The following is a 25,637-nucleotide window of genomic DNA, read 5'->3' on the forward strand; positions in this document are numbered from 1 at the left end:
TGGTGGTCACCTTCTTCACCACCGCCGCCGGAGTGGCTACCAGCCCGTTCGGCGGAATGCCCTACAACTGACCGGCCCTGCGCCAACCCACTGCGAAAAGATTCCACCCGAGTTGTGCGAATAACGGCGAAAGGGGTCGCCCGGACAACGGAGTCCGGCGAGCCCGTCGTCCGACGGCGATCGTCGCCCTTCTTCACCCTGGACGTGGCCGCTACGCTGCGGAAGCGTGGCACCGGCCCCGACCCGAGGCGCCGCGCGCGTGGTGCGCTGCGGTGCGGTCGGGCTGTCCACCGGGCTGCTGGCCGTGCTCGCCCACGCGAGCGGCGGCGGCCACCTGCCGTCCCTGCCGCACGTGCTGGTGTTCGCGCTGGCCATGGCGTGGACGTGCGTGCCGCTGACCGACCGGCAGCTCGGGTTCACCGACCTCCTCGGCCTGGTCGGCGTGGTCCAGGTGGCCGCGCACGTGTTCCTGGCCGTGCTGTCGCGGCACCCGCGCGAGGTGCTGCCGTCGTCGTCCATGCTGCTGACCCACGTCGTGGCCACGGCGGTCGTCGTCGCGGCCCTCGCGGGCTTCGAGCAGGCCGTGTTCCGGCTGGCCGCCGCCATCGCGGCCGTGCTGCCGCGCAGGCTGAGCGCGCCGCCCGCGTTCGCGCCGCTGCGCATCCCGATCGCCGCGCACCCGCGGCAGCCCCTGTCCGAGGTGCTGCGCCGCCGCGCGCTGCCCCGTCGAGGACCGCCCCGCTCCTAGGTATGCGCACCTCCCCACCACCGTCCCGGCTCCGGGACCGGTGGCATCCCCCCATACCCGGGAGTTCCCGCCATGACCGAGTCCTCGCGCGGCCTCGTGCTGCGCTTCCACTTCTACGCGGGCGTGCTCGTCGGCCCGTTCGTGCTGATCGCCGCTCTCACCGGCGTGCTGTACGCCGCGACACCGCAGTTGGAGTCGTGGCTCTACTCGGACCAGCTGCGCGTGCCCGAGTCGACGTCGTCCGTGCCGCTGTCGCAGCAGGTGAAGGCCGCGGTGGCGACGCGGCCGGGCGACGAGCTGGTCGCCATCCGCCCGGCGCCCGAGCCCGGCGCGACGACCCGCGTGCTGTTCTCGTCCGACGGGGACGCGCGCCCGACCGTGTTCGTGAACCCCGCCGACGGCGCCGTGGTCGGCGAGCTGATGACCTACGGCACCAGCGGCGTGCTGCCGCTGCGCACCACCATCGACCAGGTCCACCGCAACCTGCTGCTCGGCGAACCCGGCCGGCTCTACAGCGAGCTGGCCGCGTCCTGGCTGTGGGTGGTGGCGCTGGGCGGCGTGTTCCTGTGGTTCAGCCGCCGCCGGACCCAGCGCACCAGGCCGACCACGCGCAAGCACGCCACCGTCGGCCTGACCGTGCTGGTGGGCGCGTTGTTCCTGTCCGCGACCGGCCTCACGTGGTCGGCCTACGCCGGTGAGAACGTCGCCTCCCTGCGCCAGGCGCTCGACTGGAGCACGCCGGCGCTGGCCGGCGGCGGCGACCACGCCGGGCACGACATGACCAACCCCATCCCGGTGATGCCCGGCGAGGTGGACTCCGTGCTGACCCACGCCCGTTCGGCGGGCATCGACGCCGGGCTCGTCGAGATCACCGTGCCGCCGATGGCCGGGATGGCGTGGAACGTCACCGAGATCGACCGCGCCTGGCCCACGCAGGTGGACGCGGTCGCCGTCGCCGGCGGGCAGGTGGTGGACCAGGTGCGGTTCGCCGACTACCCGGTGGCGGCGAAGCTGACCCGGTGGGGCATCGACCTCCACATGGGCGCGCTGTTCGGCTGGCCCAACCAGGTCCTGCTGCTGGTCATCGGGCTCGGCCTGGTGGCGTCGGTGGTCCTGGGCTACCGGATCTGGTGGCTGCGCCGCCCGACCCGCGGCTTCGGCCGGCCGGTGCCGCGCGGGCAGTGGCGGAAGGTGCCGCGGGCGCAGCTCGTGGCCGTGCTGGTGGTGGCCGCCGCCGTGGGCTGGTTCATCCCGCTGCTCGGGCTGAGCCTGATGGCGTTCCTGGTGGTCGACGCGGTGCTGAGCGCGCGGTCGCGGCGTGACAAGTCCGGTGAGCCGGCTCCGGAGTCCTCGCCGGTGGCCGGGTAGGGCGGCACGACGGCCGGGCCGGGCACGGGTCGACCACTCGTGGTCGACACCCATCGCCCCGGCCCGGCCGGTCGCGCTCCCGGCCGGAACCGGACGACGCGGTCGTTTCACCAGCGTGAACGGTGTTGACGAATGTGGTCCAGACCACACAAGCTCAAGGTCATGGTCGGTAAACCGTTCTTCACCGCCGCGTTGGCGGCGGTCGGCTTGGCAGTGGTCGGCTTGGTGGTGGCGCCGGCGCGGGCTCCGGCGGCGCCCGCCACGTTCACCCACCCCGGGGTGCTGGTGAGCAAGGGACAACTGGACTTCGCGCGGGCCGGGGTGAACGCGGGCGCGCAGCCGTGGCGCGGTGCGTTCGACCAGATGGTGGCGCACCCGTTCGCTTCGCTCTCACGCGTGCCGAAACCGCGGGCGGTGGTGGAGTGCGGGTCGTACTCCAACCCCAACTACGGGTGCACGGACGAGCGCGAGGACGCGTTGGCCGCGTACACGTTGTCGTTGGCGTGGTACGTGACGCGGGACGACCGCTACGCGGTGAAGGCGATCGAGATCATGGACGCGTGGTCGGCGACGATCCGCGACCACACCAACACCAACGCGCCCTTGCAGACCGCGTGGGCGGGCTCGTCGTGGCCGCGTGCGGCGGAGATCATCAAGCACGTGCGCGGGAACTGGCCGAACTCGGGCCGGTTCGCGACCATGCTGCGCGACGTCTACCTGCCGGAGGTCGTCAACGGGCGTGCGGCGACGAACGGCAACTGGGAACTGTCCATGATGGAGGCGACCATCGGGATCTCGGTCTTCCTGGAGGACCGGGCGGTGTACGACAAGGCGGTCTCGACCTTCCGGACCCGGGTGCCCGCCTACGTCTACCTGACCTCGGACGGCGCGCTGCCGCGCACGCCGCCGGGCAGCGGCATCGACACGAGTGACGAGATCATCTCGTACTGGCACGGGCAGACCACGTTCGTGGACGGGGTGTCGCAGGAGACGTGCCGCGACTTCGCCCACACCGGCTTCGGCCTGGCCGCCGCCGCGCACATCGCCGAGACCGCCCACCACCAGGGCCAGGACCTGTGGGGCGAGGTCCGGGAACGCCTGCGCCACGCCTACGGCCTGCACTCCCGCTACCAGCTGGAGCCGATGCCGTCCTGGCTGTGCGGCGGCACCCGCAACCAGGCCCTCGGCCCGTCGACCGAGGTCGCGTTCAACGCCCTCAACACCCGCCTGGGCATCGGGATGACCAACACCCGGACGCTGACCGAACGCCAACGCCCCGCCTCCACCGACCGCCTGTTCATCGCCTGGGAAACCCTGACCCACGCCGCCAACCCCTCCTGACCCCCGCGCGTGTCGAACCCTCAGGTCCCGCGTGTCGAACCTTCAGGACCCCCGAATTCCACGCTCAGGTCAGGGCCGCTCGTCTTGAGCGTTGAACTCGGTGGTCCCGAGCGTTCGACACGCGGGACCTGGAGGTTCGACTCACGGGGTGGTCAGGGAGGTGGTTTCGGGGTAGGTGGGGAGGTCGGTCGGGGGTGGGGTGGTGAAGCGGACGGCTCGGGCGGTGCGGACGGCTTCGGCCAGGGCGGCGCGGAACGGGAGCGAGCCGGTGCTCACCCGGCGGACGCCCAGGGAGCGAAGGGTGTCGGTGGGCAGCGACGGGAGGGTGTTCAGCGGAACGGGGACGGCGGCGACGGCGGCGGCGATCTCCCGCTCCTGGTCGAGGCCCGGGATGAAGACGCCGTCGGCGCCGGCGTCCACGTAGGACCGGGCACGGGTGAGGGTGGAAGAACGGTCGACGCCCAACCACCAGGTGTCCACGCGCGCGTTGACGAACAGGCCCGGCGCGGTCTCCTTGAACGCGCGGACGACCGCGGCGTGGTCGGCCGGGTCCGCCAGGCCCGGGCCACGACCGTCCTCCACGTTCACGCCCGCGACGCCGAGCTCCCACAGCTCCGCCGCCAACGCCCGCACGTCACCGCCGAACCCCGCCTCCACGTCCACCGTCACCGGCACGGGCAGTCGCACCAGCAGCCGCGCCAACGCCACCGTCTCCGCCCGCGCCGCCCCCGCCGCGTCCGGCAGCCCGTGCGCCACCGCCACGCCCAGGCTCGTCGTGCCCACCGCCCCGAACCCGGCCCGCACGAACGCCGCCGCCGACGCGAAGTCCCACGCGTTCGGCAGCACCAGGAAGTCGTCGTGCATCCGGTGGAACGCCCGCGCACCCTCCACCAGCGCCAACGCGTGCGCCCGCCCCGGGCACGCGTGCCGCCCACCGCCGAACCACGCCCCGCCCAGGTCCACCTCGACCACCGACCCGTCCGGCGCGACCCGCCGCGTCACCGGCACCGGCGGCCGCACCCCCGCGATCAACGCCCGGGTCGCGCCGGACGCCTGCACCAGCACCCCGATCAGGTTGGCCGTCCCCTCGTCCCATGCCCCACCGCACGCCGCGACCAACCGCGCCACCGCCCGGTCGGCCTCGGCGGTCACGTCGACGTGCGGCTGGTAGCACGACGCCACCGCGGCGACGTCCGACGCGACGGACCGGGGCAGCCCCAGCGCCTCCGCCAACACCGCCACCGGCTCACCCGCCCGCCGCAACGCCCCCGGTTCCACGGTGGCCAGCAGCCGCTCCACCAACGCCCGCCGCCGCACGTGCTCGTCGCCCTCGCTGAACCGCGCCACCGACGACCGCAGCCACGCCACCCCCGACCCGGCCACCGGCACGGGCGGAACCGCGTAGGAGGAATCCCACAGCTCGCTCATGCCGCCAACGTAAGCCGCCGTCGCTTCGGCCACCGCCGAACCGTCACGGGCGCACAATGGCCCCATGGCCGCGGACGAACTGGCGAACCTGGCCGCGCTGCTGGCCGACCGCAGCCGCGCCCGCTTCCTGCTCGCGCTGATGGACGGCCGCGCCTGGACGTCGGGCGAGCTGGCCGAGGCCGCCGAGGTCGCGCCCTCCACGGCCAGCGAGCACCTGACCCGCCTGGTCCGGGCGGGCCTCCTGGTCGAACGCCGCCAGGGCCGCCACCGCTACGTCCAGCTGGCCGGCCCGGAGCAGGCCCGGCTGCTCGAAGACCTGCTCGCCTACCTGGGCCCCACCGACCCGCCGGCGCGCACGCTCCGCGCGTCCACCGCCGACCAGGCGCTGCGCCGCGGCCGGACGTGCTACGACCACCTGGCCGGACGCCTCGGCGTGGCCATCACCGACGCCATGACCGCCCGCGGCCTGCTCACCGACGACCTCGCCCTCACCGACGACGGCCTCACGTGGTTCGAGCGCGAACTCGCGTTCACCCCGCCGGCCGGCCGCCGCCCGCAGGCCAGGGCGTGCCTGGACTGGACCGAGCGACGCTCCCACCTCGCGGGCGCGGCGGGGGCGCACGTGTGCGCCCACCTGCACGCCCGGAAGTGGGTGCGCGGTGTCGGCACGGGCCGCGCCGTGCGCCTCACACCCACCGGCGAAGAGGCGCTGCACGACCTGCTGGGCGTCTCAGCCCCTTAGCGACCCCGAGCCCCGAAGCCTCAGCGCGTCAGCCACGACGGCAGCCACGAGGAGTTGCCCGCCGGCAGCACGTCCACCACGACGCAGGTGATGTTGTCCGGCCCGCCGCCCGCGTTGGCCGCCTCGATCAGCGCCCGCACGACCTCGTCACCGTCCGCCGACGCGGTCAGCAGCCCGGCGATCTCCGCCGTGCCCACCACGTCCGACAGCCCGTCCGAGCAGATCAGGTACCGGTCACCCGCCTCGACGTCCTGGAAGAACAGGTCCGGGTCGTGCGCGCTGCCCGCCTGCAACGCGCGCATGAGCATGGACCGGCCGGGGTGCTCGGCGGCCTGCTCGGCGGCCATCCGACCGTCGTCCACCAGCGCCTGGACCATGGTGTGGTCGCGGGTGACCTGGCTCAGCCCGCCCTCGCGCACGACGTAGCAGCGCGAGTCGCCGATGTGCCCGACCGCGAACCGCTCGCCGTCCCACAGCAGCGCGGTGAGCGTGGTGCCCATGCCGCGCATGTCGAAGTTCTCCTCGGCCAGGTCCGTCAGCCGGATCGCGATCTCCCGCGCCGCGCCGGACAGCTCGCCGAGCGGGTCGTCGGCGTCGACGTCGAGGTCGGCCAGCACCGCCACCGCGATCGAACTCGCCACTTCGCCGTACGCGTGCCCGCCCATGCCGTCGGCGACGGCGAACAGGCGCTCGCTGAAGTACACGGAGTCCTCGTTCGCTTCACGGCGCAGGCCGGGGTCGGTGCCGACGGCGTACCGGAGCGCATACATGCCGCACAGTGAATCACCCGCACGGGTGCCCGTGAGCAGGGCATGTCCCAATCCGGCCGGCTCCGGTCAGCGAGGGCGGCCGTAGAACTCGCTCAGCAGGAGCATCGCCGCACCCGCCGCGACCACGTCGTCACCCAGCGGGGTGATCGACACGTCCACCGGCAGCCACTCGTCCTTGGGCAGCCTGGCGCGCACGCCGTCCAGGTAGGCGGCGGGTTCGGCGAGCACCGCGCGCCCGGCGAGCACCACGTGGTCGATGTCGAGCAGCTGCACCAGGTCGGCCACCGCGACGCCGACCACGGACGTCGCCTCGACCAGGTCGCCCCGCGCGGCGGCGAGGTTGTGCAGCGCCTCGATGCAGCCGCTGCGCCCGCACACGCACGGCGGGCCGTCGAGCTGGATGGTGGTGTGCCCGTACTCCCCCGCGTTGGTGCGCACGCCCCGGTGCACGCGGCCGTCGAGCAGCATCCCGATGCCGAGCCCGGTGCCGACGAGCACGAGCACGGCGTCGCGCAGCTCCTCGCCGCGCCGCCACGCCTCGGCCACGACCGCCGTGTTGGTGTCCTTGTCGAGCACCACCGGCAGGCCGAGCCGCCGTTCGGCCAACGCGCGCAGCGGCACGTCCTGCCACTCGCTCAGCCCCGTCGGGTAGTGCACCACGCCCGTGCGGTGGTCCAGCGGGCCGACGAACCCGATGCCCACGCCGAGGAGGCGCTCATCGCGGAGCCGGTCGCCGCGCAGGCCGTCGACCAGCCGGTCCAGCTCCGCCACGAACGTCGGCGGGTCGAAGTCGCGCGGCAGCGGCGCGACCGCGCGGTCCAGCACGGTGCCCGCGAGGTCGGTCAGCACGACGCGCAGCTCGTCGCGCTCCACCTGGGCGCCGAGCGCGAGCCTGCTGTCGGCGACGAGCTTGAGCAGGGTGCGCGGCTTGCCGACGCCGACGTTGCGGGTGCCGGACTCGACCAGCAGGCCGTCGTCGATGAGCCTGCTCACGACCTTGGACACCGCCTGCGGCGTGAGCCCGCTGCGGTCGGCCAGCTCCACCCTGGTCACCGCCCCGGACCTGGCCAGGCCGAGCACCACCGCGTCGTTGTACCCCCGCAGGAAGCGCAAGTTGGCCACGGGTCCATCATCGCACCTGGCTTTTTACTACACGGTGTTGCTTTAATCACCGCCATGCCTCTCCGCACCGGACTGCTCGGCTACGGCATCGCCGGCCGGGTGTTCCACGCACCGCTCATCGCGACGACACGCGGCCTGGAGCTGAGCGCCGTCGTCACCTCGGACGCCACCCGTCGGGCGCACGCCGAGGCCGCCTACCCCGGCCTCGCCCTGCCCCGCACGGTCGACAAGCCGTTCGCGCCGACGTCGGCCGACGCCGCGCTGACCGACGGCGGCCCGCTGCCGGTCGAGCCGGAGTCCGCGGTGCGCGTGCCGGAAGTCATCGAGGCGGCGTCCACCTCCGCCCGGACCGGACAGGTGGTGTCGCGGTGAGCTTGCTGGAGACGTTGGCCGAGCAGGAGTCCCGGCTGGTGTTCACGTCGTTCGACAACGAGGTGGCGCTGGCGCTGGGCGCGTTCCTGCTCGCCGCCGCCCGGGAACGGGCCCTGCCGGTGACGATCTCGGTGCGCCGGGGGCGGCAGCGGCTGTTCCACGCGGCGCTGCCGGGCACGTCGGCGGACAACGACGAGTGGATCGACCGCAAGAGCCGCGTGGTGGACCGCTACGGGCAGAGCTCCTACCGGGTCGGCGAGAGCTTCCGGGCGAGCGGCAAGACGTTCGACGCGGACTCGCGCCTCGACCCCGACCGCTACGCCGCGCACGGCGGCGTGTTCCCGGTGAACGTGGCCGGCGTCGGCCTGGTCGGCACCGTCGGCGTGTCCGGCCTGCCCCAGGCCGAGGACCACGCGTTCGTCGTGGAGCAGGTGGAGAAGTTCCTGGCCGCCTCCTAGACCCCGGGCACGGCGGCCGCCGCCCGGCCGCCGCGCTCCTCCCCACCCGACGGCCCGTCCTGCCCCCGGACGGGCCGTCGGGCGTTCAGCGCCCCGGGTCGTCCACGTTCAGGTCCAGGTCGAGTCGGGCCGGCCGGCCGGGGTCGGACAGGATGTCGATCCTCCCCCTCGCCCTGATCGGCAAGCCGCTGCCGGGCGTCGCGCCGGCGGAGCAGTGGCGGGGCCGAGCCGTCGAGCGGTGGGGGCGTCCGGATCGGACGCCCCCACCGCTTCAGCACGTCCGGGCGGTCAGCAGAACACCTCGGTCAGCAGCTCCTGGTAGCCCGCGAGCTCACCGGGGTCGGGTTCGGAGGTCACGGACAACGTCAGGCGGGTCTTCGTGTCCGCCGTGCTGATCATCAGGCTGTTGTAGCCGGGGATGCCGCCGCTGTGACCCCAGACCGTGACGCCGCACGACATCTGCCGCGCCTCGATCCCCAGGCCGTAGCCGTCCGTGATCGGCAGCGTCGAGGTCAGCTCCTCCTGCTGCGCCGGGCGGAGCAGGCGACCGTCCAGCAGCGCGTCCGCGAACCGGTCGAGGTCGGCCGTCGTGGAGATCATCTCACCTGCCGCGTACGCGACCGACGGGTTGATCTCCGTGATGTCCACGACCTGCCCGCCGGCCCTGACGTAGCCGTGCGCGTGCGGACCGGGGATGTCGGTGCGGGTGCCGGGCACGGACGTCGACCACAGCCCCAGGGGACGCAGGACGCGCTGCGTCACCGCAGCCCCGTACGGCCGGCCGGTGAGCTTCTCCACCAGCATCCCGGCCACGACGTAGTTGGTGTTCGAGTAGTGCCAGCCGGTGCCCGGCTCGAAGTCGAGCGGCCGGGCCGTGGACAGGGCCACCAGCTCGGTGGGCGCCCACGTCTTGTACCGGATGGCCAGCACGCCGTCCGGGTCGAGCGGCAGCGCCTCGGTGTAGTTGTAGAGGCCGCTGGTGTGCTGGAGCACGTTGCGCACGGTGATCCGGTCGCCGTGCGGGAGCAGGCCCGGCAGGTACCGCTGCACCGGCGCGTCCAGGTCGACCTTCCCCTCGCCGGCCAGCTGGAGCACGACGGTCGACACGAACGTCTTGGTGATGCTGCCGACCCGGAACCGGCCGTCGGTCGGCACGGGACGCGGTGCGTCGAACCTCGCCGTGCCGCTGCGGGCGGTGAACTGCTGCCGGCCGTCGACGACCCGGACCTGCACCCCTTGCACCGCCGTGCGCGCGATGTCGTCCAACGCCCGCTGCACGACCTGGCGGTCGACGCGTGCGGCCTGGTCGACCGACGGCTCGGCCACCGCCACCCCGCCGACGCCCACGACCGCCAGCCCCACGACGGTGGCTAAGGCGATTCCCCTCTTGACCATCAACGCTCCTCCCCGCGACTGCCTCCACGATGCCGAGGATCCCTCGACGACTCCGAGTCTGGCCGTCCGGCGACGTGCCGACGTCCGCCCCTGGTCTTGGCGGGAGCGCGACTTTAGGCTTGTCGACCCCCTAGTGGTCGGTCGGTTCCGGAACCGGCTCCGGAACCGGCTCCGGAACCGGTTCCGGAGCGTCCGGCGTTACTCCGTTCGAGTGACGAGAATGGTCTAGACCTTGACCGTGAAGTGGTCTGAACCACATCGTGGGTCAACCCTGCACTCCTTTCCTGACGAGGAGCACGATGTCCAAGATCCGATGGCATGTCACAGCGTTGTTCGTGGCGGTCGCCACGTTGGTGGTTGGGCTGGTCGTCGCGCCCGCGGCCAGCGGTGCGGGCGGCGTCTCGGCCACCTTCAGCAAGGGCTCGGACTGGGGCACCGGCTACGAGGGCAAGTACACGATCCGCAACGGCGGCACGGCCGCCCTGTCGTCGTGGACGGTCGAGTTCGACCTGCCCTCCGGCCACAAGGTCACCTCCCTGTGGGACGGCTCGTACACCACCAGCGGCCAGCACGTGACCGTGAAGAACACGTGGAACGGCAGCGTGGGCGTCGGCGGCACGGTGAGCTTCGGCTTCAACGTGTCCTACTCCGGCGCGTTCAGCGGGCCGGCCAACTGCAAGTTGAACGGCGCGTCGTGCGAGGCCGGTGGGACCGACCCGACGACGACCACGACCACCACCACGACTACGACCACCACGACCACCACCACGGGCACGACGACGACCACCACCACGTCGAACCCGCCGGTCGGCTCGCGGAAGAACCTCGGCTACTTCACCCAGTGGGGCGTCTACGGCCGCCAGTACTTCGTGAAGAACATCCACACCTCCGGCTCGGCCGCGAAGCTGACGCACATCAACTACGCGTTCGGCAACGTGCAGAACGGCCAGTGCACCATCGGTGACGCCTACGCCGACTACGACATGGCCTACACCGCGGCGAACTCCGTCGACGGCGTCGCCGACACGTGGGACACCGGCGCGCTGCGCGGCTCGTTCAACCAGCTGCGCAAGCTGAAGAAGATGTACCCGCACATCAAGGTGCTGTGGTCGTTCGGCGGTTGGACCTGGTCCGGCGGCTTCGGCCAGGCGGCGCAGAACCCGGCCGCATTCGCCGACTCCTGCTACAAGCTGGTCGAGGACCCGCGCTGGGCGGACGTGTTCGACGGCATCGACGTCGACTGGGAGTACCCGAACGCCTGCGGCCTGACCTGCGACACCTCCGGCTTCAGCTCGATGAAGACGGTCTCGCAGGCCCTGCGCTCCCGCTTCGGCGCCAACTACCTCGTCACGGCCGCCATCACGGCGGACGGGTCGAACGGCGGCAAGATCGACGCGGCCGACTACGGCGGCGCGGCGCAGTACCTCGACTGGTACAACGTCATGACCTACGACTACTTCGGCGCGTTCAACGCCAAGGGCCCGACGGCGCCGCACTCGCCGCTGACGTCCTACACCGGCATCCCGCAGGCGGGCTTCAACTCCGACGCGGCGATCCAGAAGCTGAAGAGCAAGGGCGTGCCGGCGGCCAAGCTGCTGCTCGGCATCGGGTTCTACGGCCGCGGGTGGACGGGCGTGACCCAGTCCGCCCCGGGCGGCACGGCGACCGGCGCGGCGCCGGGCACGTACGAGGCGGGCATCGAGGACTACAAGGTCCTCAAGACCAAGTGCCCGGCCACCGGCACCGTCGCGGGCACCGCGTACGCGCACTGCGGCAACGAGTGGTGGAGCTACGACACCCCGGCCACCATCGGCGGCAAGATGAGCTACACCAAGTCCCAGGGCCTCGGCGGCGCGTTCTTCTGGTCGCTCGACGGTGACACCTCCAACGGCGAGCTCATCACCGCGATGGGCAACGGCCTGAAGTAACCACCCGCTCCACGCGTCGGGCCCTGCGGACTCTCCCCCGCAGGGCCCTCCGCCGTTCCACCCCGCGAGTCCTACGTTCAGAACGCGAGAGTCCTACGTCCAGAACGACCGTGTCCTACGTTCACGTACCCCGAGTTGAACGCTCAGGTCCTGCCCCACGCCGTACCGGAGCCGCCCTGGGCGCTCACGACGTTCTGAGCGTTCAACTCGGGGTGCGCGAACGTAGGACACGCGCGTTCTGAACGTAGGACACGCGCGGCGCGAACGTAGGACTCTCGCGCTCCGAACGCAGGACTCTCGCGGAGGCCTGCGTCCGGAGCGCGAGTGGGTGCTAGACGGTCAGGCTCCACGAGTTCAGGTAGCCGGTGTCCGCCGAGTACACGTCCTGCACGCGGAGCTTCCACGCACCGTTGCGCGCCTCGGACGAGACGTTCGCCGCGTACGTCGTGTCGATGTTGTCGCCCGAGTCGTTGCTCGACGCCTTCAGGCGGTACGCCGTGCCGTCCGGCGCGACCAGGTCGATCACCACGTCACCGCGGTACGGGTGCACGACGTGCACCTCGACCTGCGAAGACGCCGAAGCGTTGCCCTCGCAGCCGGCGATGGTGATGGTGCTGGTGACCGCACCGCCGTTGTCCGGGATGGCGAGGTCGGTGTCGTTGGTCGCCTTGGCGCACCCGACCGGCGGGTTGCCACCGCCGCCGTACGGGTTGGCCGCCTTCTTCGCCGCGTACATCAGCATCGGCTTCGTCTTCGGCCAGAACGTCGACGCCTGGCACGAGAACGCCGGGAAGAACCCGGAGCACGTGCCCGACGACGGCCCGATCTCCCACACGAACGACGCCACGCCCAGGTCGTCGTACACCCAGTCGTCCGTCGCGCCGGCCGCGTTGTAGAGCACCTCGCCCGGCTGCCCGTACTGCCACCCGCCGGCCAGCGACGCCATGTCCCGGGCCATCCCGCGCATCGCCGCGTCGTTGCCCGTCTTGTACTGCGTGGTCCAGCCCCACGGGAACAGCACCAGGTTCGAGTAGCTGTGCATGGAGATCACGACGCCGGTCGTGTCGGCGGGCGCGGCGTCGGTGACGCCGGTGCCGCGGCGGTCGCGGTACAGGGTGCGCCACAGCGCCTGCAACGCCTTCGTCTCCACCTCGGAGTTCGCCGACGGGCCCTTGTACGTCTGGTCGCACGGGTTGGACGACGTGCCCTCGCCGCCCCAGTGCGAGTCGGTGTTGCGGTTGAGGTCGATGCCGATCTGCGACGACGACGTGCCGGAGCAGTTCGACCCGTTCGTGGTGTTGGCGTTCTTGCGCTGGTAGCGCGGCGAGTTGCCGCCCTGCTGCACGATGTTCACGCCGTCCGGGTTCGCGATCGGCACGACCCACACCTCGGTGGTGTCGAGCAGCGCGGTGACCTCCGCGTCGACGCCGTACCCGGTGGTCAGGTGGTCGATCCACTTCCACGCCGTGTCACCGGTGGTGAGCTCGCGGGCGTGCAGCTGGCCCATCACGAAGAAGCGCGGCTTCGGCGCGGACGTGCTCAGCGCGCAGTCGCCCGCGTTCTTCTTGGTGATGCAGATGGCGCGCAGGTCGTACCCGCCCGCGCCCTGGGTCTTCTTCCAGGAGTCGCCGTAGTCGACCAGCGTGGTCAGCGCGGGGTACTGCTGCCCGACCAGGTCCAGGTGCGACCAGTGGGCGTTGATCGTGCGGTAGCCGCCGTAGTAGGTCTCGTTGATGTCGGCCGCCTCGAACGTCGGCGACTGCGACTTCTTCGCGGGCGGCTGCCACTCGGGGGCGGGCAGCACCTCGTCGATCACGGCGGTGAACCCGGCCTGCTTCAACCCCGCGCCGGTGGTCGCGTCGCCGAGCACGAACAGGTAGTCGCCGTCGCGGTCCTCCAGCACGTCGAAGCCGCGCCCGAGCAGGTTCTGGGCGGCGGCGCCGAGCGGCGCGTGGACCTTGTAGACGTAGGTCGGGCCGGCTTGGACGGCGGCTATCCCGGGTGCGGGACCGGCGGTTCCGGGGGTGCCCCCGGTGACCACCGCCGCCGCCGCGACACCGGCCATGGCCAGCGTCAGCAGTGAACGTCTGGTCGACTTCACGGTTGTTCCTCCTAGGCAGGGTTGAGCAGGAGGATGAGGGACGGACCACCTCCTTGCACACCCGCCAACCGGCCATTCCTCACCGTGACGGCACGGGGTTTTGACAGATGCCGGTGAGGTACCCCGGCGCTTGGTCCGGATGGAGGAGGAGTCGTGACGGACGAAGAACTGGTCGAGCGCATCACCCGACTGGTGGAGGAAGAACACCGGTTGGAGGGATCCCGCATCGGCGAGGGCCTGAGCGAGGGCGACACCCGACGGCTGCGCGACCTCGAAGTCGCCCTGGACCAGACCTGGGACCTCCTGCGCCAACGCCGCGCGCGCCGGGCCGCCGGCATGGACCCGGACGCCGCCGAGCCCCGTGATCCCGACACGGTGGAGAACTACCGCCAGTAGCCCACGACTACTCCGGCAGGGCGGTTGACTCGTCCCTTGGGGCAGCCCGCAAGGTCATCTCCATGGAGGATGTGGGGGTGGCACGGCTACCGGGGACCCGGCTGCTGGGCATCGGGGAGTTCTCCCGCCGCTCACGGCTGTCGGTGAAGGCGCTGCGGCTGTACGAACGCCAGGGCCTGCTGCGACCGGCCGTGGTCGACCCGGGCAACGGCTACCGGCGCTACCGCGAGGACCAGCTGGCCGCCGCACGCCTGGTGGCGCTGCTGCGCAGGCTGGACATGCCGCTCGCGGTCGTGGCCCGGATCGTCGCCGCGCCCGAGGACGAGCGGGCGGACCTGCTGGCCCGCTACTGGGCCGAGGTCGAGCACCGGATGGCCGTGCGACGCGGCCTGGCCGCCCACCTCCGCGTCATGTTGTCCGGAGGGAAGGGATTGCTCGACATGTACGAGGTCAAGCAGCGAGAAGTACCCGAACAGGTGGTCCTGACCGAGCAGCGGCACCTGCTCCAGCCCGCGCTCGTCGACTGGATCGACAGCTCGATGGGCCGGCTGACCAAGGCGGCGGAGGACCACGGCGGCGTGTCCGGCGCGGCGTTCGTCGTCTACCACGGCGAGGTGAACGAGGACAGCGACGGACCGGTCGAGGCCTGCGTGCCGATCGGTGTCGCGGAGCCGCCGAGCGGGGTGGCGGCCAGGCTGGAGCCGGCGCACCGGGAGGCCTACGTGCGGCTGACCAAGGCCCAGGTGGCGTTCCCGCAGATCCTGTCGGCCTACGACGCCGTGGCCACCTGGATCAAGGAGAACGGGCACGCGATCCACGACGCCCCGCGCGAGGTCTACTTCGCCGACTTCGACGCCGCCGCCCCGGACGACGAGGTCTGCGACATCGCCTTCCCGATGACCTGACCCGCCGACCAGCGGAGGACCGCCTCGAACGACCGCGCGGGAACGGCCACGCGCCCACCCGCGCGGTTCTTCGCATCGCCCAGCACGGTGAAGCCGAACGCGCTCGCCCCGCCCGGTGCGTCGAACGGCAGCACCTGGATCCGGGTGTCGGGCCGCTGGGCGAGGTCCGCCAGGTGCGGTTCCGGACCAGGTTCAGACCAGCTGGGCCAGCCGGTGGTCCAGCGCCGTGTGCCGACGTCCCGCGCCCACGGTGCGGACCGCCTGCCCGATCGCCTTGCGCGACCCCACCAGCACGACCAGCTTCTTCGCCCGCGTGACCGCCGTGTAGAGCAGGTTGCGCTGCAACATCATCCACGCGCTGGTCGTGATTGGAATGACCACGCACGGGTACTCACTGCCCTGTGAGCGGTGAATCGTCATGGCGTAGGCGTGGGTCAGCTCGTCCAACTCGCCGAACTCGTAGTCCACGTCCTCTTCCTCGTCGGTCCGCACGGTCAGCTTCTGCTCCACCGCGTCGATCGCCGTGACGATGCCGAGCGTGCCGTTGAAGACGTTCTTGTCGTAGTTGTTGCGCATCTGGGTGACCTTGTCGCCGATCCGGAACACCCGGCCGCCGAACCGGCGTTCCGGCAGGTCCGGTTTGGACGGCGTCAAAGCCTCCTGCAACAACGCGTTCAGCCCTCCCGCGCCCGCCGGACCCCGGTGCATCGGCGCGAGCACCTGCACGTCCGTGCGCGGTTTGAGCCCGAACTTGCGCGGGATGCGGTTGGCGACGACGTCGACCACCAGCGCCGCCGCGTCCTCGGCCTCCTCGGCCGGGAACAGGAAGAAGTCCGGCATCCCCTGCACGACGGGGTAGTCGCCGTTGTTGATCCGGTGCGCGTTGGTCACCACGCCGGACTGCTGCGCCTGCCGGAAGATGTGCGTGAGGCGGACGTTCGGCACGGGGCTGTCGGCCGACAGCACGTCGCGCAGCACCTCGCCCGCGCCGACGGACGGCAGCTGGTCGACATCGCCGACCAGCAGCAGGTGCGCGCCCGGCGCGACGGCCTTGACCAGCTTGTTCGCCAGCAGGAGGTCCAGCATCGACGCCTCGTCCACGACGACGAGGTCCGCGTCGAGCGGCCGGTCGCGGTCGTAGGCGGCGTCACCGCCGGGCTTGAGCTCCAGCAACCGGTGCACGGTGCGGGCCTCGTGCCCGGTCAGCTCGGTCAGCCGCTTGGCCGCCCGGCCGGTCGGCGCGGCCAGCACGACCTTCGCGCCCTTGGCCACGGCCAGCTTCACGATCGACCGCACGGTGAAGCTCTTGCCGCACCCCGGGCCGCCCGTCAGCACCGCCACCTTGCGGCTCAACGCCAGCTTCACCGCGTCGCGCTGCTTGTCCTCCAGTGACGCGCCGAGCCACCCGAACGCCTTCTCCCAGTCGACCCGCTGGAACGCCGGCATCCGCTCCTCCTCGGTCCTGAGCAGCCGCAGCAGCTGGTTGGCCAGCGAGATCTCGGCCCGGTGGAACGCGACCAGGTAGATGCCCGGCTCGCCGTCCGGCATGATCTCGCGGACCACGCCCTCCTCGGTCACCAGCTCGGCCAGGCACTCGATCACCAGGCCCGCGTCGACCTGGAGGATCTTGATCGCGTCGCCGATGAGCTCGTTCTCGGGCAGGTAGCAGTTGCCGTCGCCGGTCGCCTCGGACAGCGTGAACTGCAACCCGGCCTTCACCCGCTGCGGGCTGTCGTGCGGGATGCCGACGGCCTTCGCGATCAGGTCGGCGGTGCGGAACCCGATGCCCCACACGTCGTTGGCCAGCCGGTAGGGCTCCTCGCGGACCACCTCGATCGCCTTGTCGCCGTACTGCTTGTAGATGCGCACGGCCAACGACGTCGACACGCCGACGCCCTGGAGGAAGACCATGACCTCCTTGATGGCCTTCTGCTCCTCCCACGCGTCGGCGATCAGCTTGGTGCGCTTCGGGCCGAGCTTGGGCACCTCGATCAGGCGCTCCGGCTCGTGCTCGATGACGTCCAGCGCGGCCACGCCGAAGTGGGTGACGATCCGGTCGGCCAGCACCGGCCCGATGCCCTTGATCAGGCCGGAGCCGAGGTAGCGGCGGATGCCCTGGATGGTGGCCGGCAGCACGGTCGTGTAGTCGTCGACGTGGAACTGCTTGCCGTACTGCGGGTGCGAGCCCCACCGGCCGCGCATCCGGATCGACTCGCCGGGCTGCGCGCCGAGCAGCGACCCGACCACGGTGACCAGGTCGCCTCCTCGGCCGGGGTCGACCCGGGCGACCGTGTAACCGGTCTCCTCGTTCGCGAACGTGATCCGCTCCAGCACCGCTTCCAGGACCGCGTCAGCCACCGGGTCACCCTAGGTCGTGCCACCGACGGCAGGTGGTCAGGGCCAGAGGACCGCGCGTCCGCCGAACTCGCCCACCACGACGCCGCGGTCGTTGACGCCCTGGGCGAAGCCGTGCGTGCCGGCCGGGACCGGCAGCAACGTGACCTCGCCCGACGGCGACCAGCGCAACGGGCGGTAGGTGCCGCCGATCGCCACGCCCGCCGCCGTGCCGCGATCGTTGACGCGGGCCACCTCGCCGGCCGTGAAGCCGGCCGGGAGCGCCATGGTCGTGACTCCGCCGTCGGCCGCCCACCGCACCGGCGTGCCGCCGACCCGTCCGAACGCGCCGCCGTCCGCGTCGAGGGCGTTGAGGGCGCCGGCCGCGGCGGCGTGAGCCTGCGAGGTTCCGTCCCAGCGCACGGAGAAGGAGGTCCGGTCCTCCGCCTGGTACGTGCCGATGACGAACCGGCCGCTGATCGCCCGCAGGTCGAGGTAGGTGCTGCCGGGGACGGCGCCCAGGTCGGTGAGCACGTCGTCGTCCCATCTCACGGCCCGTCGGCCGGTCCCGGAGTAGGCGAGGCCCGCGACCGCGCCACCGTCGTCGATCACGGTCGCCTCGGTCGCGTCACCGACGCCGGGCAGCACGGTGGCGACGCCGTCGCGGTCCCAGCGGACCGCCTGCCTCCGACCGCCCGCGTCGCCGCCGTAGCCGACGACCGCGCCGCCCTCGTTCACCGCGACCGCGAACGCGTAGTCGCCGCCGGGCAGCAGGTCGAGGAGCGTGATCGAGCCGTCGACGTTCCACCGGGTGGCCCGCGACCAGTGGTCGGGCGCGTTGGTGTTGCCGTACGCCGCGCCGTCCGCGTCGACCCCGAAGACGGTCGCGTACTGGCTCCCGGCGGGCAGGGCGAGTTCGCTGATCCGGCCTTCGGCGTCCCAGCGGACCGCGCGCGAGCGCCGGTCGACGCCGGTGGCGCGGCCGACGACCACGCCGGCGTCGTTGATCGCGACCGCGGACCCCTTCGGCGCGAGTTCCACGTACCCGGGCTCGGCTGCCGCCGCCGGTGTCCCTGCGATCATCGAAACAAGCGCCAACGCGGCACCCAACGTCCGTCGCACGACCAGACCTCCTCGTCGAAGTCGAAGCCCCGTCCACCAGCTAAGCAGGTCCCGACTGGGAGCGCTCCCAGATTGCTCCTCCCGGCTCAGTCCCCGCTCTCCACAGGACGTTCACAAGTCACACCGGTCACCTCCACGGCTCGGACATAGAGTCGGCCGCATGACACGCCGGGTTCTGGTGGTCGAGGACGACCTGACCATCGCCGAGTCCGTGGCCGCGCGGCTGCGGGCCGAGGGGTTCGAGGTCGAGCTGGCGCACGACGGCCCGTCAGCCGTCTCGCGCGCCCGTGACGGGCGGCCCGACCTGGTCGTGCTGGACGTCATGCTGCCGGGGTTCGACGGGCTGGAGGTATGCCGGCGGATCCAGGCCGAGCGGCCCGTGCCGGTGCTCATGCTGACCGCCCGGGGTGACGAGACGGACCTGCTGGTCGGTCTCGCGGTCGGCGCGGACGACTACCTGACCAAGCCGTTCTCGATCCGCGAGCTGGCCGCGCGGGTGCACGCGTTGCTGCGGCGGGTGGAGCGGGCGTCCTCGGCGGCGGCGCACCGGATCACGGTCGCCGACCTGGAGATCGACCTGGCCGAGCGGCGGGTCGTGCGCGCCGGCGCGGAGGCCCACCTGACGCCGATCGAGTTCGAACTGCTGGTGCACCTCGCCGAACGGCCGCGGGCCGTGCAGTCGCGGGAGCGGCTGCTGAGCGAGGTGTGGGGGTGGGCGGACGGCACGGGCACGCGGACGGTGGACAGCCACATCAAGGCGTTGCGGCGGAAGCTGGGCACGGACCTGATCCGGACCGTGCACGGGATCGGTTACGCGCTGGAGGTGCCGCGGTGAGCCTGCGGACGGCGATCGACACGGCGGTGGAGTTGCTGCCGCGTCCGCTGGACCCGGTGCGGTCGATCAAGGTGAAGCTCGGGATCCTGCTGGTGTCGGCGATGGCGGCGGGGTTCGCGTTCTTCCGGTGGCGGATCGGGTGGCTGGCGCCGGGGACGACGTTCGGCGCGGTGGCGATCGTGCTGGTGACGTCGCAGATCCTGGCGCACGGGATGACCAGGCCGTTGCGGGATATGACGGCGGCGGTGCGGGCGATGCGGGCCGGCGACTACAGCAGGCGGGTGCGGGCGACGGCGCGCGACGAGGTCGGCGAGCTGGCCGGCGCGTTCAACCAGATGGCGGCGGACCTCGGTGCGGCGGACCAGCAGCGGCGGGAGCTGATCGCGAACGTGTCGCACGAGCTGCGCACCCCGATCACGGCCTTGCAGAACGTGCTGGAGAACGTCGTGGACGGTGTCGCCCAGCCGGACGCGGCGACCATGCGAACGGCACTGGCGCAAACCGAACGACTCGGCCGCTTGGTGACGGAGCTGCTGGACCTGTCCCGCATCGACGCCGGGGCGCACAAGCTGGACCGGGCCGAGTTCGCGCTGGAGCCGTTGTTGGCGGACGTGGTGGCGGAAGCCTCGGTAGCCGCTCGAGGGGTGCGGTTCACCGTGGACGTCTCACCGCCGTCGGCGACGGTCTACGCCGACGAGGCGCGGCTGGCGCAAGTGGTCGCGAACCTGCTGGACAACGCCGCCCGCCACGGCCCCGCCGGCGGCGAGGTGAGGGTTTCGGCCACGGTGGGCGCGGAACTGGTGCTGGAAGTCGCAGACGACGGCCCGGGAATCGCACCACAGGACCGCGACCGGGTCTTCGAGCGCTTCACCCGCGGCGAGCGCGCGGGCGGCGGAGGCACGGGCCTGGGCCTCAACATCGCCCGCTGGGTGGTCGACCTGCACGGCGGCACCATCGCCGTGGTCGACGCCCCGGGCTGCCGGATCCGCGCCACCCTCCCCGCCACCTGCCCACCACCTCGAACACCCGCCACACCCACCCCTACCTGACCTCCCCTTCCCTTGCCCTTCCCTTGCCCTCCCCTCCCCTCCCCTTCCAACAGAAGCCCCCGACACCACCTCCCCCTCCCCCACCCCCACGCCTTCCCTTCCCACAGAAGGGCTTCGTGTCATCCCGCCGACCTGGCTCCGCCCTACCGCGCGTGTCAAGGGGGCCGGTGAAGGCTTGCCCGCGGCGTCGACTGGGGGCTGCCCCCTTGATACGTGTGGTAGCCCGTAGGGAGGTCGGTGGGATGACACGAAACCCGACCCACAACGGACCCGCAGCATGACCACCTAATAGGCGTCATCCTGCTGATCTGCCCGTCCGGCGAGGACGCTTTCGTCCTTCGCGGGGCGATGGCGCACGCCCTGGAGGCGACACCGACATGACACCCAACCGCGTACTGCTCACCGGCGCAGCGGCCGGGATCGGGGCGGCGGCCCTGCTGCCCCTCGACGAACCCGGCCTCGGCTGGTCCCTGACCGCCGTCGTCGTCTTCGCCTTGCTGCGCAAGGTCAGACCCGGCTGGGCCGTCCTCTCCGTCGCCCTGTTCGGCGTCGGCGCGTTCGTCTCCGCCGGCTGGCTGTTCACGCTCTGCGCCATCGCCGGCTGTGCCGCCGGCTCACTCGCGGTCGCCGGGGGGCGGACCGCGCGTGGCCTCCTCGCCGGCGCGGGCGCGGTGCCGGTCGCCGCCATCAGGGCCGTGCCCTGGGTCGTCCGAGGCGTCAGGGAAGGCGGCGCGCCCCGCCTGGCCCGCCCGGTCCTGGTGACCGCCGGCCTCCTGCTGGTGTTCGTCCCGCTCCTCGCCGGCGCCGACGCCGCGTTCGCGGAACTCCTGGACTCGGTCGCGCCCGACGAGTCGACCGGGCAACCGATCGTGCTGTTCCTGGCCGTCGGCCTCGGCACGGTCGGCGCGGCCTACCTGCTGGTCTCACCACGCCCACCGGACGAGACGAGCGACCTGCCCCGAACGGTCGCGCGACGTGACTGGGTGCTGCCGGTCGGCGCGCTGGTCCTGCTCTTCGCCGCGTTCGTGGCCGTCCAGGTCAAGACCTTGTTCGCAGGCGGCGAGCACGTCATCGTCACCCCCGACCTCACCTACGCCGACTACGCCCGCGGCGGCTTCTGGCAACTGCTCGCCGTCACCCTGCTCACCCTCGGCGTGATCGCGGTCGTCGCGCGCCTCGCCCGGCTCGACTCACCCACCGACCGCCGCCGGCTGCGCGGCCTGCTCGGCGCGCTGAGCGTGCTCACCCTGGTGATCGTCGCCTCCGCCCTCACCCGCATGTGGCTCTACCAGCAGGCCTACGGCTTCACGGTCCTCCGCGTCCTCGTCCTCGCCTGCGAGGTGTGGCTCGGCGTGGTCTACCTGCTGGTCCTGGCGGCAGGAGCGAAGCTGGAAGGCCGGTGGCTGGCCCGCGCGGTCGTCGGCACGGGGTTCGCCGCGCTGGTCGGGCTCGCCGCGCTCAACCCGGAGCGGTTCATCGCCGAGCGCAACGTCGACCGCTACCAGGCCATCGGGAAGATCGACCTCGACTACCTCTCCAGGCTGTCCGACGACGCCGTGCCCGCCCTCGCCGCTCTCCCCCCAGACCTGCGCGCCTGCGCCCTCCGGTTCCGCCGCGTCGAGCCGGACGACTGGCGCTCCTGGAACCTCGCCCGGCAGCAGGCCAGGGACACGCTCGCCCGGACCGGGGAGTCGCTCACCCCGCCCGGGAACGCCTTCACCCAGTTCAGGACGCCGGACTGTGCGCGGTGATGTGGTCGACGACCAGGCGCGCCACCACGTCGGCGTGCGTGATCGGCACCCAGTGCCCGGCGTCGACCACCTGTCGGCGCACGTCCGACGCCCACCGCTCCACGTCCTCGGACACACCGGCGGTCACGTACTTGTCGCGCGACGGCTGCACCACCTGCACCGGCACGTCGGTCCGCCGCACGCGGGGCGACCGCAGCCGCGGGATGAAGTTCGCCCGGTACAGCGCGATGCCCTGCACGCCGTCACGCACGATGGTCGGCGACACGTGCGGCGTGACGCCCTCCAGCCGGTGCGCGATCGTCTGCCAGCGCGGGCCGATCACGTGCCGCCACAGCAGGGGCGCGACGAACGGCAGGTGGAACATCGCGATGTACCACGAGTGCAGCAATTGGTTGACGTGCCGGGTGGTCGGCCGGCGGCGCATCCAGTGGCCGACGTGGTCCAGGCACGGGCCGGAGATCGAGGTGTACGAGGCGATCGGCGGGTCGGGCGTGGTCACCGCCTCCCACGCCTGGATCGAGCCCCAGTCGTGCGCGACGACGTGCACCGGCGCGTCCGGGCTGACGGCCGCGACCACCGCGAGCAGGTCCCGCGCCAGCACCGGCAGCCGGTAGGCGGCCAGCCCGCGCGGCGCGGACGACGCACCCGCCCCGCGCACGTCGTACGTGACCACGTGGAACCGGTCGGTCAGCAACGGCACGACCTCGTCCCACACCCGGTGCGTGTCGGGGTAGCCGTGCACCAGGACCACGGTCGGCGCGGACCGGTCACCCTGTTCGAACACGGCGAGCCGCGCGCCCTCGGACTCCACGAACACCGTTGCCTCCGAGCGCTTTACTACGGCCGCGTAGCTTTGTGAAAGCTACGCCACCGTAGCAATATGGTCCGGTGAGCACAACGCGCCGCAAGTACGCACCGCGCCTGCCGCCGGGGCAGCGGCGCGACCAGTTGCTGGACGGCGCGCTCCGGCTCATCGCCGAAGGCGGTTTCGACGCGTTGACCATGGAGTCCGTGGCACGGCGGTCGGGCGTGACCAAGCCGGTGGTCTACGAGCTGTACGCGAACCGGGCCGAGGTGATCGCCGCGCTGCTGCGCCGCGAGGCGGAACGGGCCACCGACCAGGTGCTCGACGCGATGCCGGCCACGGACTTCGGCGACCGCTCGCCGGAGGACGTCTACACCGACACCGTGCGGGCGTTCGTCAACGCCGTCGTGGCGTCGCCGGAGCGGTGGCGGCTCGTGCTGCTGCCTCCGGAGGGCACTCCGGTCGAGTTCCGGCAGCAGGTCGCGCTGGTGCGGGCGCAGGTGTTGACGCACGTCAACGCCCTGGCCGAGCTGGGGCTCAAGGCGTTGGGCAGCACCGGGCTGGACGCCGAGCTGCTCGGCCACACCATGCTCGCGCTCGCCGAGATGGCGGGCCGGCTGGCGATCACCGACCCGGAGCGGTTCACGCCGGACCGGCTGGTCGCGTTCGTCGGCCAGGTCGCCCACCTGCTGCCGAAGGGCTAACCCCACTCCGCGCCACACCGCACCGCGCCGCACACGCCGCGCCCGCACCGCGCTGCACCACGTGGGGAATGTCGCACATTTCGTGCAGACGGCTGAACCGCTCCGCCTAGGGGTACGAACCGGAGAACGTCCCCGGAACCCCAAGCACGTGGAGGTGCCCGTCCGTGCTCGCCGCCGTACTCGCGTTCGCCGGCTCGCTGCTCATCGCGCTGCTCGCCGTCACCCTCGTCCACCGCGTGGTCCGTCGCATCGGCCGCCGGTCAGCCCTGTTCGCCGGGCTGGCGCGGCACGCCCACCGGCCCGCGCTGGCGGTGGCGGTGCTGGTGGCGGTGCAGTTCTCGCTCGGCGTCACGGCTCACGGCGACTGGCGACCGGTCGCCCTGCACGCGACCGGGATAGCGCTCATCCTCGCCGGCGCGTGGCTGCTGGCCTCGCTGCTGGTGGTGATCGAGGACGCGACGCTGGCCCGCATCCGGGTCGACGTGTCGGACAACCGGCACGCCCGGCGCGTGCACACGCAGATCACGCTGGTCCGCCGGGTCACCGTGGTCGTGGTCAGCGTGCTGGCGGCAGCGGCGGTGCTGATGACGTTCCCCGCCGCCCGCGCGGCCGGCACGAGCCTGCTGGCGTCCGCCGGTGTGATCGGCGCCATCGCCGCGCTGGCCGCGCAGTCGTTGCTGGGCAACGTGTTCGCGGGTGTGCAGATCGCGTTCAGCGACGCGTTGCGGTTGGACGACGTGGTGGTCGTGGAGGGCCAGTGGGGTCGTGTCGAGGACATCACCCTCACCTACGTGGTCGTGCACCTGTGGGACGACCGGCGCCTGATCCTGCCCACCGCCTACTTCCTCAAGACGCCGTTCGAGAACTGGACGCGGACCCAGTCGGCGCTGCTCGGCACCGTGGAGCTGGACCTCGACTGGACGGCGCCGGTGGAGGAGCTGCGGCAGGAGCTGCGGCACGCGCTGGAGACGAGCGACCTGTGGGACGGCCGCGTGTGCGTGCTCCAGGTGACCGACGCGGTCGGGTCGTTCGTGCGGGTCCGCGCGCTGGTGAGCGCATCGGACGCCGGGCGGCTGTGGGACCTGCGGTGCGTGGCGCGCGAGCACCTGGTCGGCTGGCTGCGTGCCCGGCACCCCGGCGCGTTGCCGCAGGTCCGAGTGCGCGAGCTGCCCCGTGCCGCCGCTCCCGGCCGCGTGCCGTCGGCGAACGGCTCCTCGGACAACCGGGTGTTCGGCGAGAGCGCGGACGGCGAGGAGCGCGTGCAGGCGTTCAGCGGCCCCGAGCAACCCGCGACACCCGGCCAACCCACGCAGCCCACTCCACCCACCCAACCCGTGCAACCGCGCTGACCTCCCACTCCGTCCTGGTGGCAGGATCCGCCGCAGGAGGACTCATGCAAAGGCTCGTGGTCAAAACCGGACTCGCGCCGGCCGGACTCGCGCCGACCAGGCTCGCGCCGACCAGGCTCGCGCTGGCCGGACTCGCACTGGCCGGGCTCACGCTGACGGGCTGCGCGCAGCAGCCGCCGACCGGCTCGTCCGGGACCCAGTCCCCGACCACCGCACCGGTCAGCGCGACCTCACCGCCCGTGCCGCCGACCGAGCTCAGTCCGCCGACCGGGCTCAGCCCTCAGGGCAAGGACGTGCTGCAACAGGCCAAGCGCGACGGCACGCGGACCATCGGCCTGACCGTCTCCACCGAACCCGGCCAGGCCGACGAGGTCGCCGCCGCCGTGGACCGGCTCGGCGGGACCGTGGAGGCCACCGACGCGACCACCGGCTACGTCCGCGTCACCGCCCCGGTCGAACTCGCCGAGGAGATCGCGTCCGTCGACGGCATCAGCCGGGTCGACGTGGACGAACCTCTGTCCAACAGCGACCCCACCCCCTGACCCCACCCCCTGGCCCACCCCACACCCTGACCCCACCCCTCAACCCATCAGCGACAAAGGTTCAGGGCCACC

The 25,637-nt window shown here is 72.3% G+C and carries 23 protein-coding genes; 15 read left to right on the forward strand and 8 right to left on the reverse strand.

Going from position 1 to position 25,637, the window contains the following annotated elements; genetic code table 11:
- Positions 1 to 226: 226 nt before the first annotated feature.
- The 3 genes from ACQPYE_RS35580 (at position 227) to ACQPYE_RS35590 (ending at position 3,457) form a co-directional block, all read left to right on the forward strand.
- Complete coding sequence (locus tag ACQPYE_RS35580; RefSeq protein ID WP_498717496.1) at positions 227 to 748, forward strand: hypothetical protein; 522 nt, start codon at positions 227 to 229, stop codon at positions 746 to 748.
- 72 nt (positions 749 to 820) lie between these two features.
- On the forward strand, positions 821 to 2,116 hold the full coding sequence (locus ACQPYE_RS35585; protein ID WP_498717497.1) for a PepSY-associated TM helix domain-containing protein: 1,296 nt from the start codon (positions 821 to 823) through the stop codon (positions 2,114 to 2,116).
- Positions 2,117 to 2,278: 162 nt separating this feature from the next.
- Positions 2,279 to 3,457 (forward strand): alginate lyase family protein, encoded by a 1,179-nt coding sequence (locus ACQPYE_RS35590; RefSeq protein ID WP_498717498.1) that lies wholly within the window; start codon positions 2,279 to 2,281, stop codon positions 3,455 to 3,457.
- A 141-nt stretch (positions 3,458 to 3,598) separates the two neighbouring features.
- Here the strand turns inward: ACQPYE_RS35590 and ACQPYE_RS35595 are convergent, their stop codons facing one another.
- Positions 3,599 to 4,885, reverse strand: a complete 1,287-nt coding sequence (locus ACQPYE_RS35595; RefSeq protein WP_498717499.1) for an isocitrate lyase/PEP mutase family protein — start codon at positions 4,883 to 4,885, stop codon at positions 3,599 to 3,601.
- 64 nt (positions 4,886 to 4,949) lie between these two features.
- Here ACQPYE_RS35595 and ACQPYE_RS35600 point away from each other — a divergent pair, with 64 nt between their 5' ends.
- Entirely contained in the window at positions 4,950 to 5,627 is a 678-nt protein-coding gene (locus ACQPYE_RS35600; RefSeq protein WP_498717500.1) for an ArsR/SmtB family transcription factor, read from the forward strand.
- A gap of 20 nt (positions 5,628 to 5,647) precedes the next feature.
- Here ACQPYE_RS35600 and ACQPYE_RS35605 read toward each other — a convergent pair whose 3' ends face one another.
- Both ACQPYE_RS35605 and ACQPYE_RS35610 read right to left on the reverse strand, forming a co-directional pair.
- Positions 5,648 to 6,397 carry a PP2C family protein-serine/threonine phosphatase gene (locus ACQPYE_RS35605; RefSeq protein ID WP_498717501.1) on the reverse strand — a complete coding sequence of 250 codons (750 nt, stop codon included), beginning with the start codon at positions 6,395 to 6,397 and terminating at the stop codon, positions 5,648 to 5,650.
- A 66-nt stretch (positions 6,398 to 6,463) separates the two neighbouring features.
- The gene (locus ACQPYE_RS35610) at positions 6,464 to 7,519 is read right to left on the reverse strand and encodes an ROK family transcriptional regulator (RefSeq protein WP_498717502.1); all 1,056 of its coding nucleotides are present in this window, start codon (positions 7,517 to 7,519) and stop codon (positions 6,464 to 6,466) included.
- 54 nt (positions 7,520 to 7,573) lie between these two features.
- On the opposite strand from ACQPYE_RS35610, the gene ACQPYE_RS35615 reads away from it, so the two are divergent.
- Positions 7,574 to 7,891, forward strand: coding sequence for a hypothetical protein (locus tag ACQPYE_RS35615; protein WP_498717503.1), 318 nt, complete (start codon positions 7,574 to 7,576; stop codon positions 7,889 to 7,891).
- Complete coding sequence (locus ACQPYE_RS35620) at positions 7,888 to 8,349, forward strand: heme-degrading domain-containing protein (protein ID WP_498717504.1); 462 nt, start codon at positions 7,888 to 7,890, stop codon at positions 8,347 to 8,349. The genes ACQPYE_RS35615 and ACQPYE_RS35620 overlap by 4 nt, the downstream gene beginning before the upstream one ends.
- A gap of 288 nt (positions 8,350 to 8,637) precedes the next feature.
- Here the strand turns inward: ACQPYE_RS35620 and ACQPYE_RS35625 are convergent, their stop codons facing one another.
- The gene (locus ACQPYE_RS35625) at positions 8,638 to 9,744 is read right to left on the reverse strand and encodes a serine hydrolase domain-containing protein (RefSeq protein WP_498717505.1); all 1,107 of its coding nucleotides are present in this window, start codon (positions 9,742 to 9,744) and stop codon (positions 8,638 to 8,640) included.
- Positions 9,745 to 10,043: 299 nt separating this feature from the next.
- On the opposite strand from ACQPYE_RS35625, the gene ACQPYE_RS35630 reads away from it, so the two are divergent.
- Entirely contained in the window at positions 10,044 to 11,672 is a 1,629-nt protein-coding gene (locus ACQPYE_RS35630; RefSeq protein ID WP_498717506.1) for a glycosyl hydrolase family 18 protein, read from the forward strand.
- A 331-nt stretch (positions 11,673 to 12,003) separates the two neighbouring features.
- On the opposite strand, the gene ACQPYE_RS35635 is transcribed toward ACQPYE_RS35630, so the two are convergent.
- On the reverse strand, positions 12,004 to 13,773 hold the full coding sequence (locus tag ACQPYE_RS35635; protein ID WP_498717507.1) for a M14 family zinc carboxypeptidase: 1,770 nt from the start codon (positions 13,771 to 13,773) through the stop codon (positions 12,004 to 12,006).
- A gap of 153 nt (positions 13,774 to 13,926) precedes the next feature.
- Between ACQPYE_RS35635 and ACQPYE_RS35640 the strand changes: the two genes are divergently transcribed.
- Both ACQPYE_RS35640 and ACQPYE_RS35645 read left to right on the forward strand, forming a co-directional pair.
- Positions 13,927 to 14,169: a DUF2630 family protein gene (locus tag ACQPYE_RS35640; protein ID WP_498717508.1), complete on the forward strand. Its 243-nt coding sequence runs from the start codon at positions 13,927 to 13,929 to the stop codon at positions 14,167 to 14,169.
- Positions 14,170 to 14,231: 62 nt separating this feature from the next.
- Entirely contained in the window at positions 14,232 to 15,074 is an 843-nt protein-coding gene (locus ACQPYE_RS35645; RefSeq protein WP_498717509.1) for a MerR family transcriptional regulator, read from the forward strand.
- Between the two features lie 192 nt (positions 15,075 to 15,266).
- Here the strand turns inward: ACQPYE_RS35645 and recD2 are convergent, their stop codons facing one another.
- Positions 15,267 to 17,432, reverse strand: coding sequence for an SF1B family DNA helicase RecD2 (recD2, locus tag ACQPYE_RS35650; protein ID WP_498717510.1), 2,166 nt, complete (start codon positions 17,430 to 17,432; stop codon positions 15,267 to 15,269).
- Between the two features lie 36 nt (positions 17,433 to 17,468).
- Positions 17,469 to 18,491 (reverse strand): hypothetical protein, encoded by a 1,023-nt coding sequence (locus ACQPYE_RS35655; protein WP_498717511.1) that lies wholly within the window; start codon positions 18,489 to 18,491, stop codon positions 17,469 to 17,471.
- Positions 18,492 to 18,690: 199 nt separating this feature from the next.
- On the opposite strand from ACQPYE_RS35655, the gene ACQPYE_RS35660 reads away from it, so the two are divergent.
- From ACQPYE_RS35660 to ACQPYE_RS35670, 3 genes are all read left to right on the forward strand, one after another.
- Positions 18,691 to 19,365: a response regulator gene (locus ACQPYE_RS35660; protein ID WP_498717512.1), complete on the forward strand. Its 675-nt coding sequence runs from the start codon at positions 18,691 to 18,693 to the stop codon at positions 19,363 to 19,365.
- 2 nt (positions 19,366 to 19,367) lie between these two features.
- The gene (locus tag ACQPYE_RS35665) at positions 19,368 to 20,414 is read left to right on the forward strand and encodes a HAMP domain-containing sensor histidine kinase (RefSeq protein ID WP_498723048.1); all 1,047 of its coding nucleotides are present in this window, start codon (positions 19,368 to 19,370) and stop codon (positions 20,412 to 20,414) included.
- Positions 20,415 to 20,791: 377 nt separating this feature from the next.
- Positions 20,792 to 22,165: a DUF4153 domain-containing protein gene (locus ACQPYE_RS35670; RefSeq protein WP_498717513.1), complete on the forward strand. Its 1,374-nt coding sequence runs from the start codon at positions 20,792 to 20,794 to the stop codon at positions 22,163 to 22,165.
- On the opposite strand, the gene ACQPYE_RS35675 is transcribed toward ACQPYE_RS35670, so the two are convergent.
- The gene (locus ACQPYE_RS35675; RefSeq protein ID WP_498717514.1) at positions 22,140 to 22,982 is read right to left on the reverse strand and encodes an alpha/beta fold hydrolase; all 843 of its coding nucleotides are present in this window, start codon (positions 22,980 to 22,982) and stop codon (positions 22,140 to 22,142) included. The genes ACQPYE_RS35670 and ACQPYE_RS35675 overlap by 26 nt on opposite strands.
- 71 nt (positions 22,983 to 23,053) lie before the next feature.
- On the opposite strand from ACQPYE_RS35675, the gene ACQPYE_RS35680 reads away from it, so the two are divergent.
- The 3 genes from ACQPYE_RS35680 to ACQPYE_RS35690 all read left to right on the forward strand — a co-directional run bounded on the left by ACQPYE_RS35680 (position 23,054) and on the right by ACQPYE_RS35690 (position 25,565).
- Positions 23,054 to 23,674 carry a TetR/AcrR family transcriptional regulator gene (locus tag ACQPYE_RS35680; RefSeq protein ID WP_498717515.1) on the forward strand — a complete coding sequence of 207 codons (621 nt, stop codon included), beginning with the start codon at positions 23,054 to 23,056 and terminating at the stop codon, positions 23,672 to 23,674.
- A gap of 164 nt (positions 23,675 to 23,838) precedes the next feature.
- Positions 23,839 to 25,023 carry a mechanosensitive ion channel family protein gene (locus ACQPYE_RS35685; protein ID WP_498717516.1) on the forward strand — a complete coding sequence of 395 codons (1,185 nt, stop codon included), beginning with the start codon at positions 23,839 to 23,841 and terminating at the stop codon, positions 25,021 to 25,023.
- Between the two features lie 44 nt (positions 25,024 to 25,067).
- Positions 25,068 to 25,565: a hypothetical protein gene (locus tag ACQPYE_RS35690; protein ID WP_498717517.1), complete on the forward strand. Its 498-nt coding sequence runs from the start codon at positions 25,068 to 25,070 to the stop codon at positions 25,563 to 25,565.
- The last annotated feature ends 72 nt before the right edge of the window (positions 25,566 to 25,637 follow it).

The sequence above is a fragment of the Actinosynnema sp. CA-299493 genome (genome assembly GCF_050946825.1).
GTDB lineage: Bacteria > Actinomycetota > Actinomycetes > Mycobacteriales > Pseudonocardiaceae > Actinosynnema.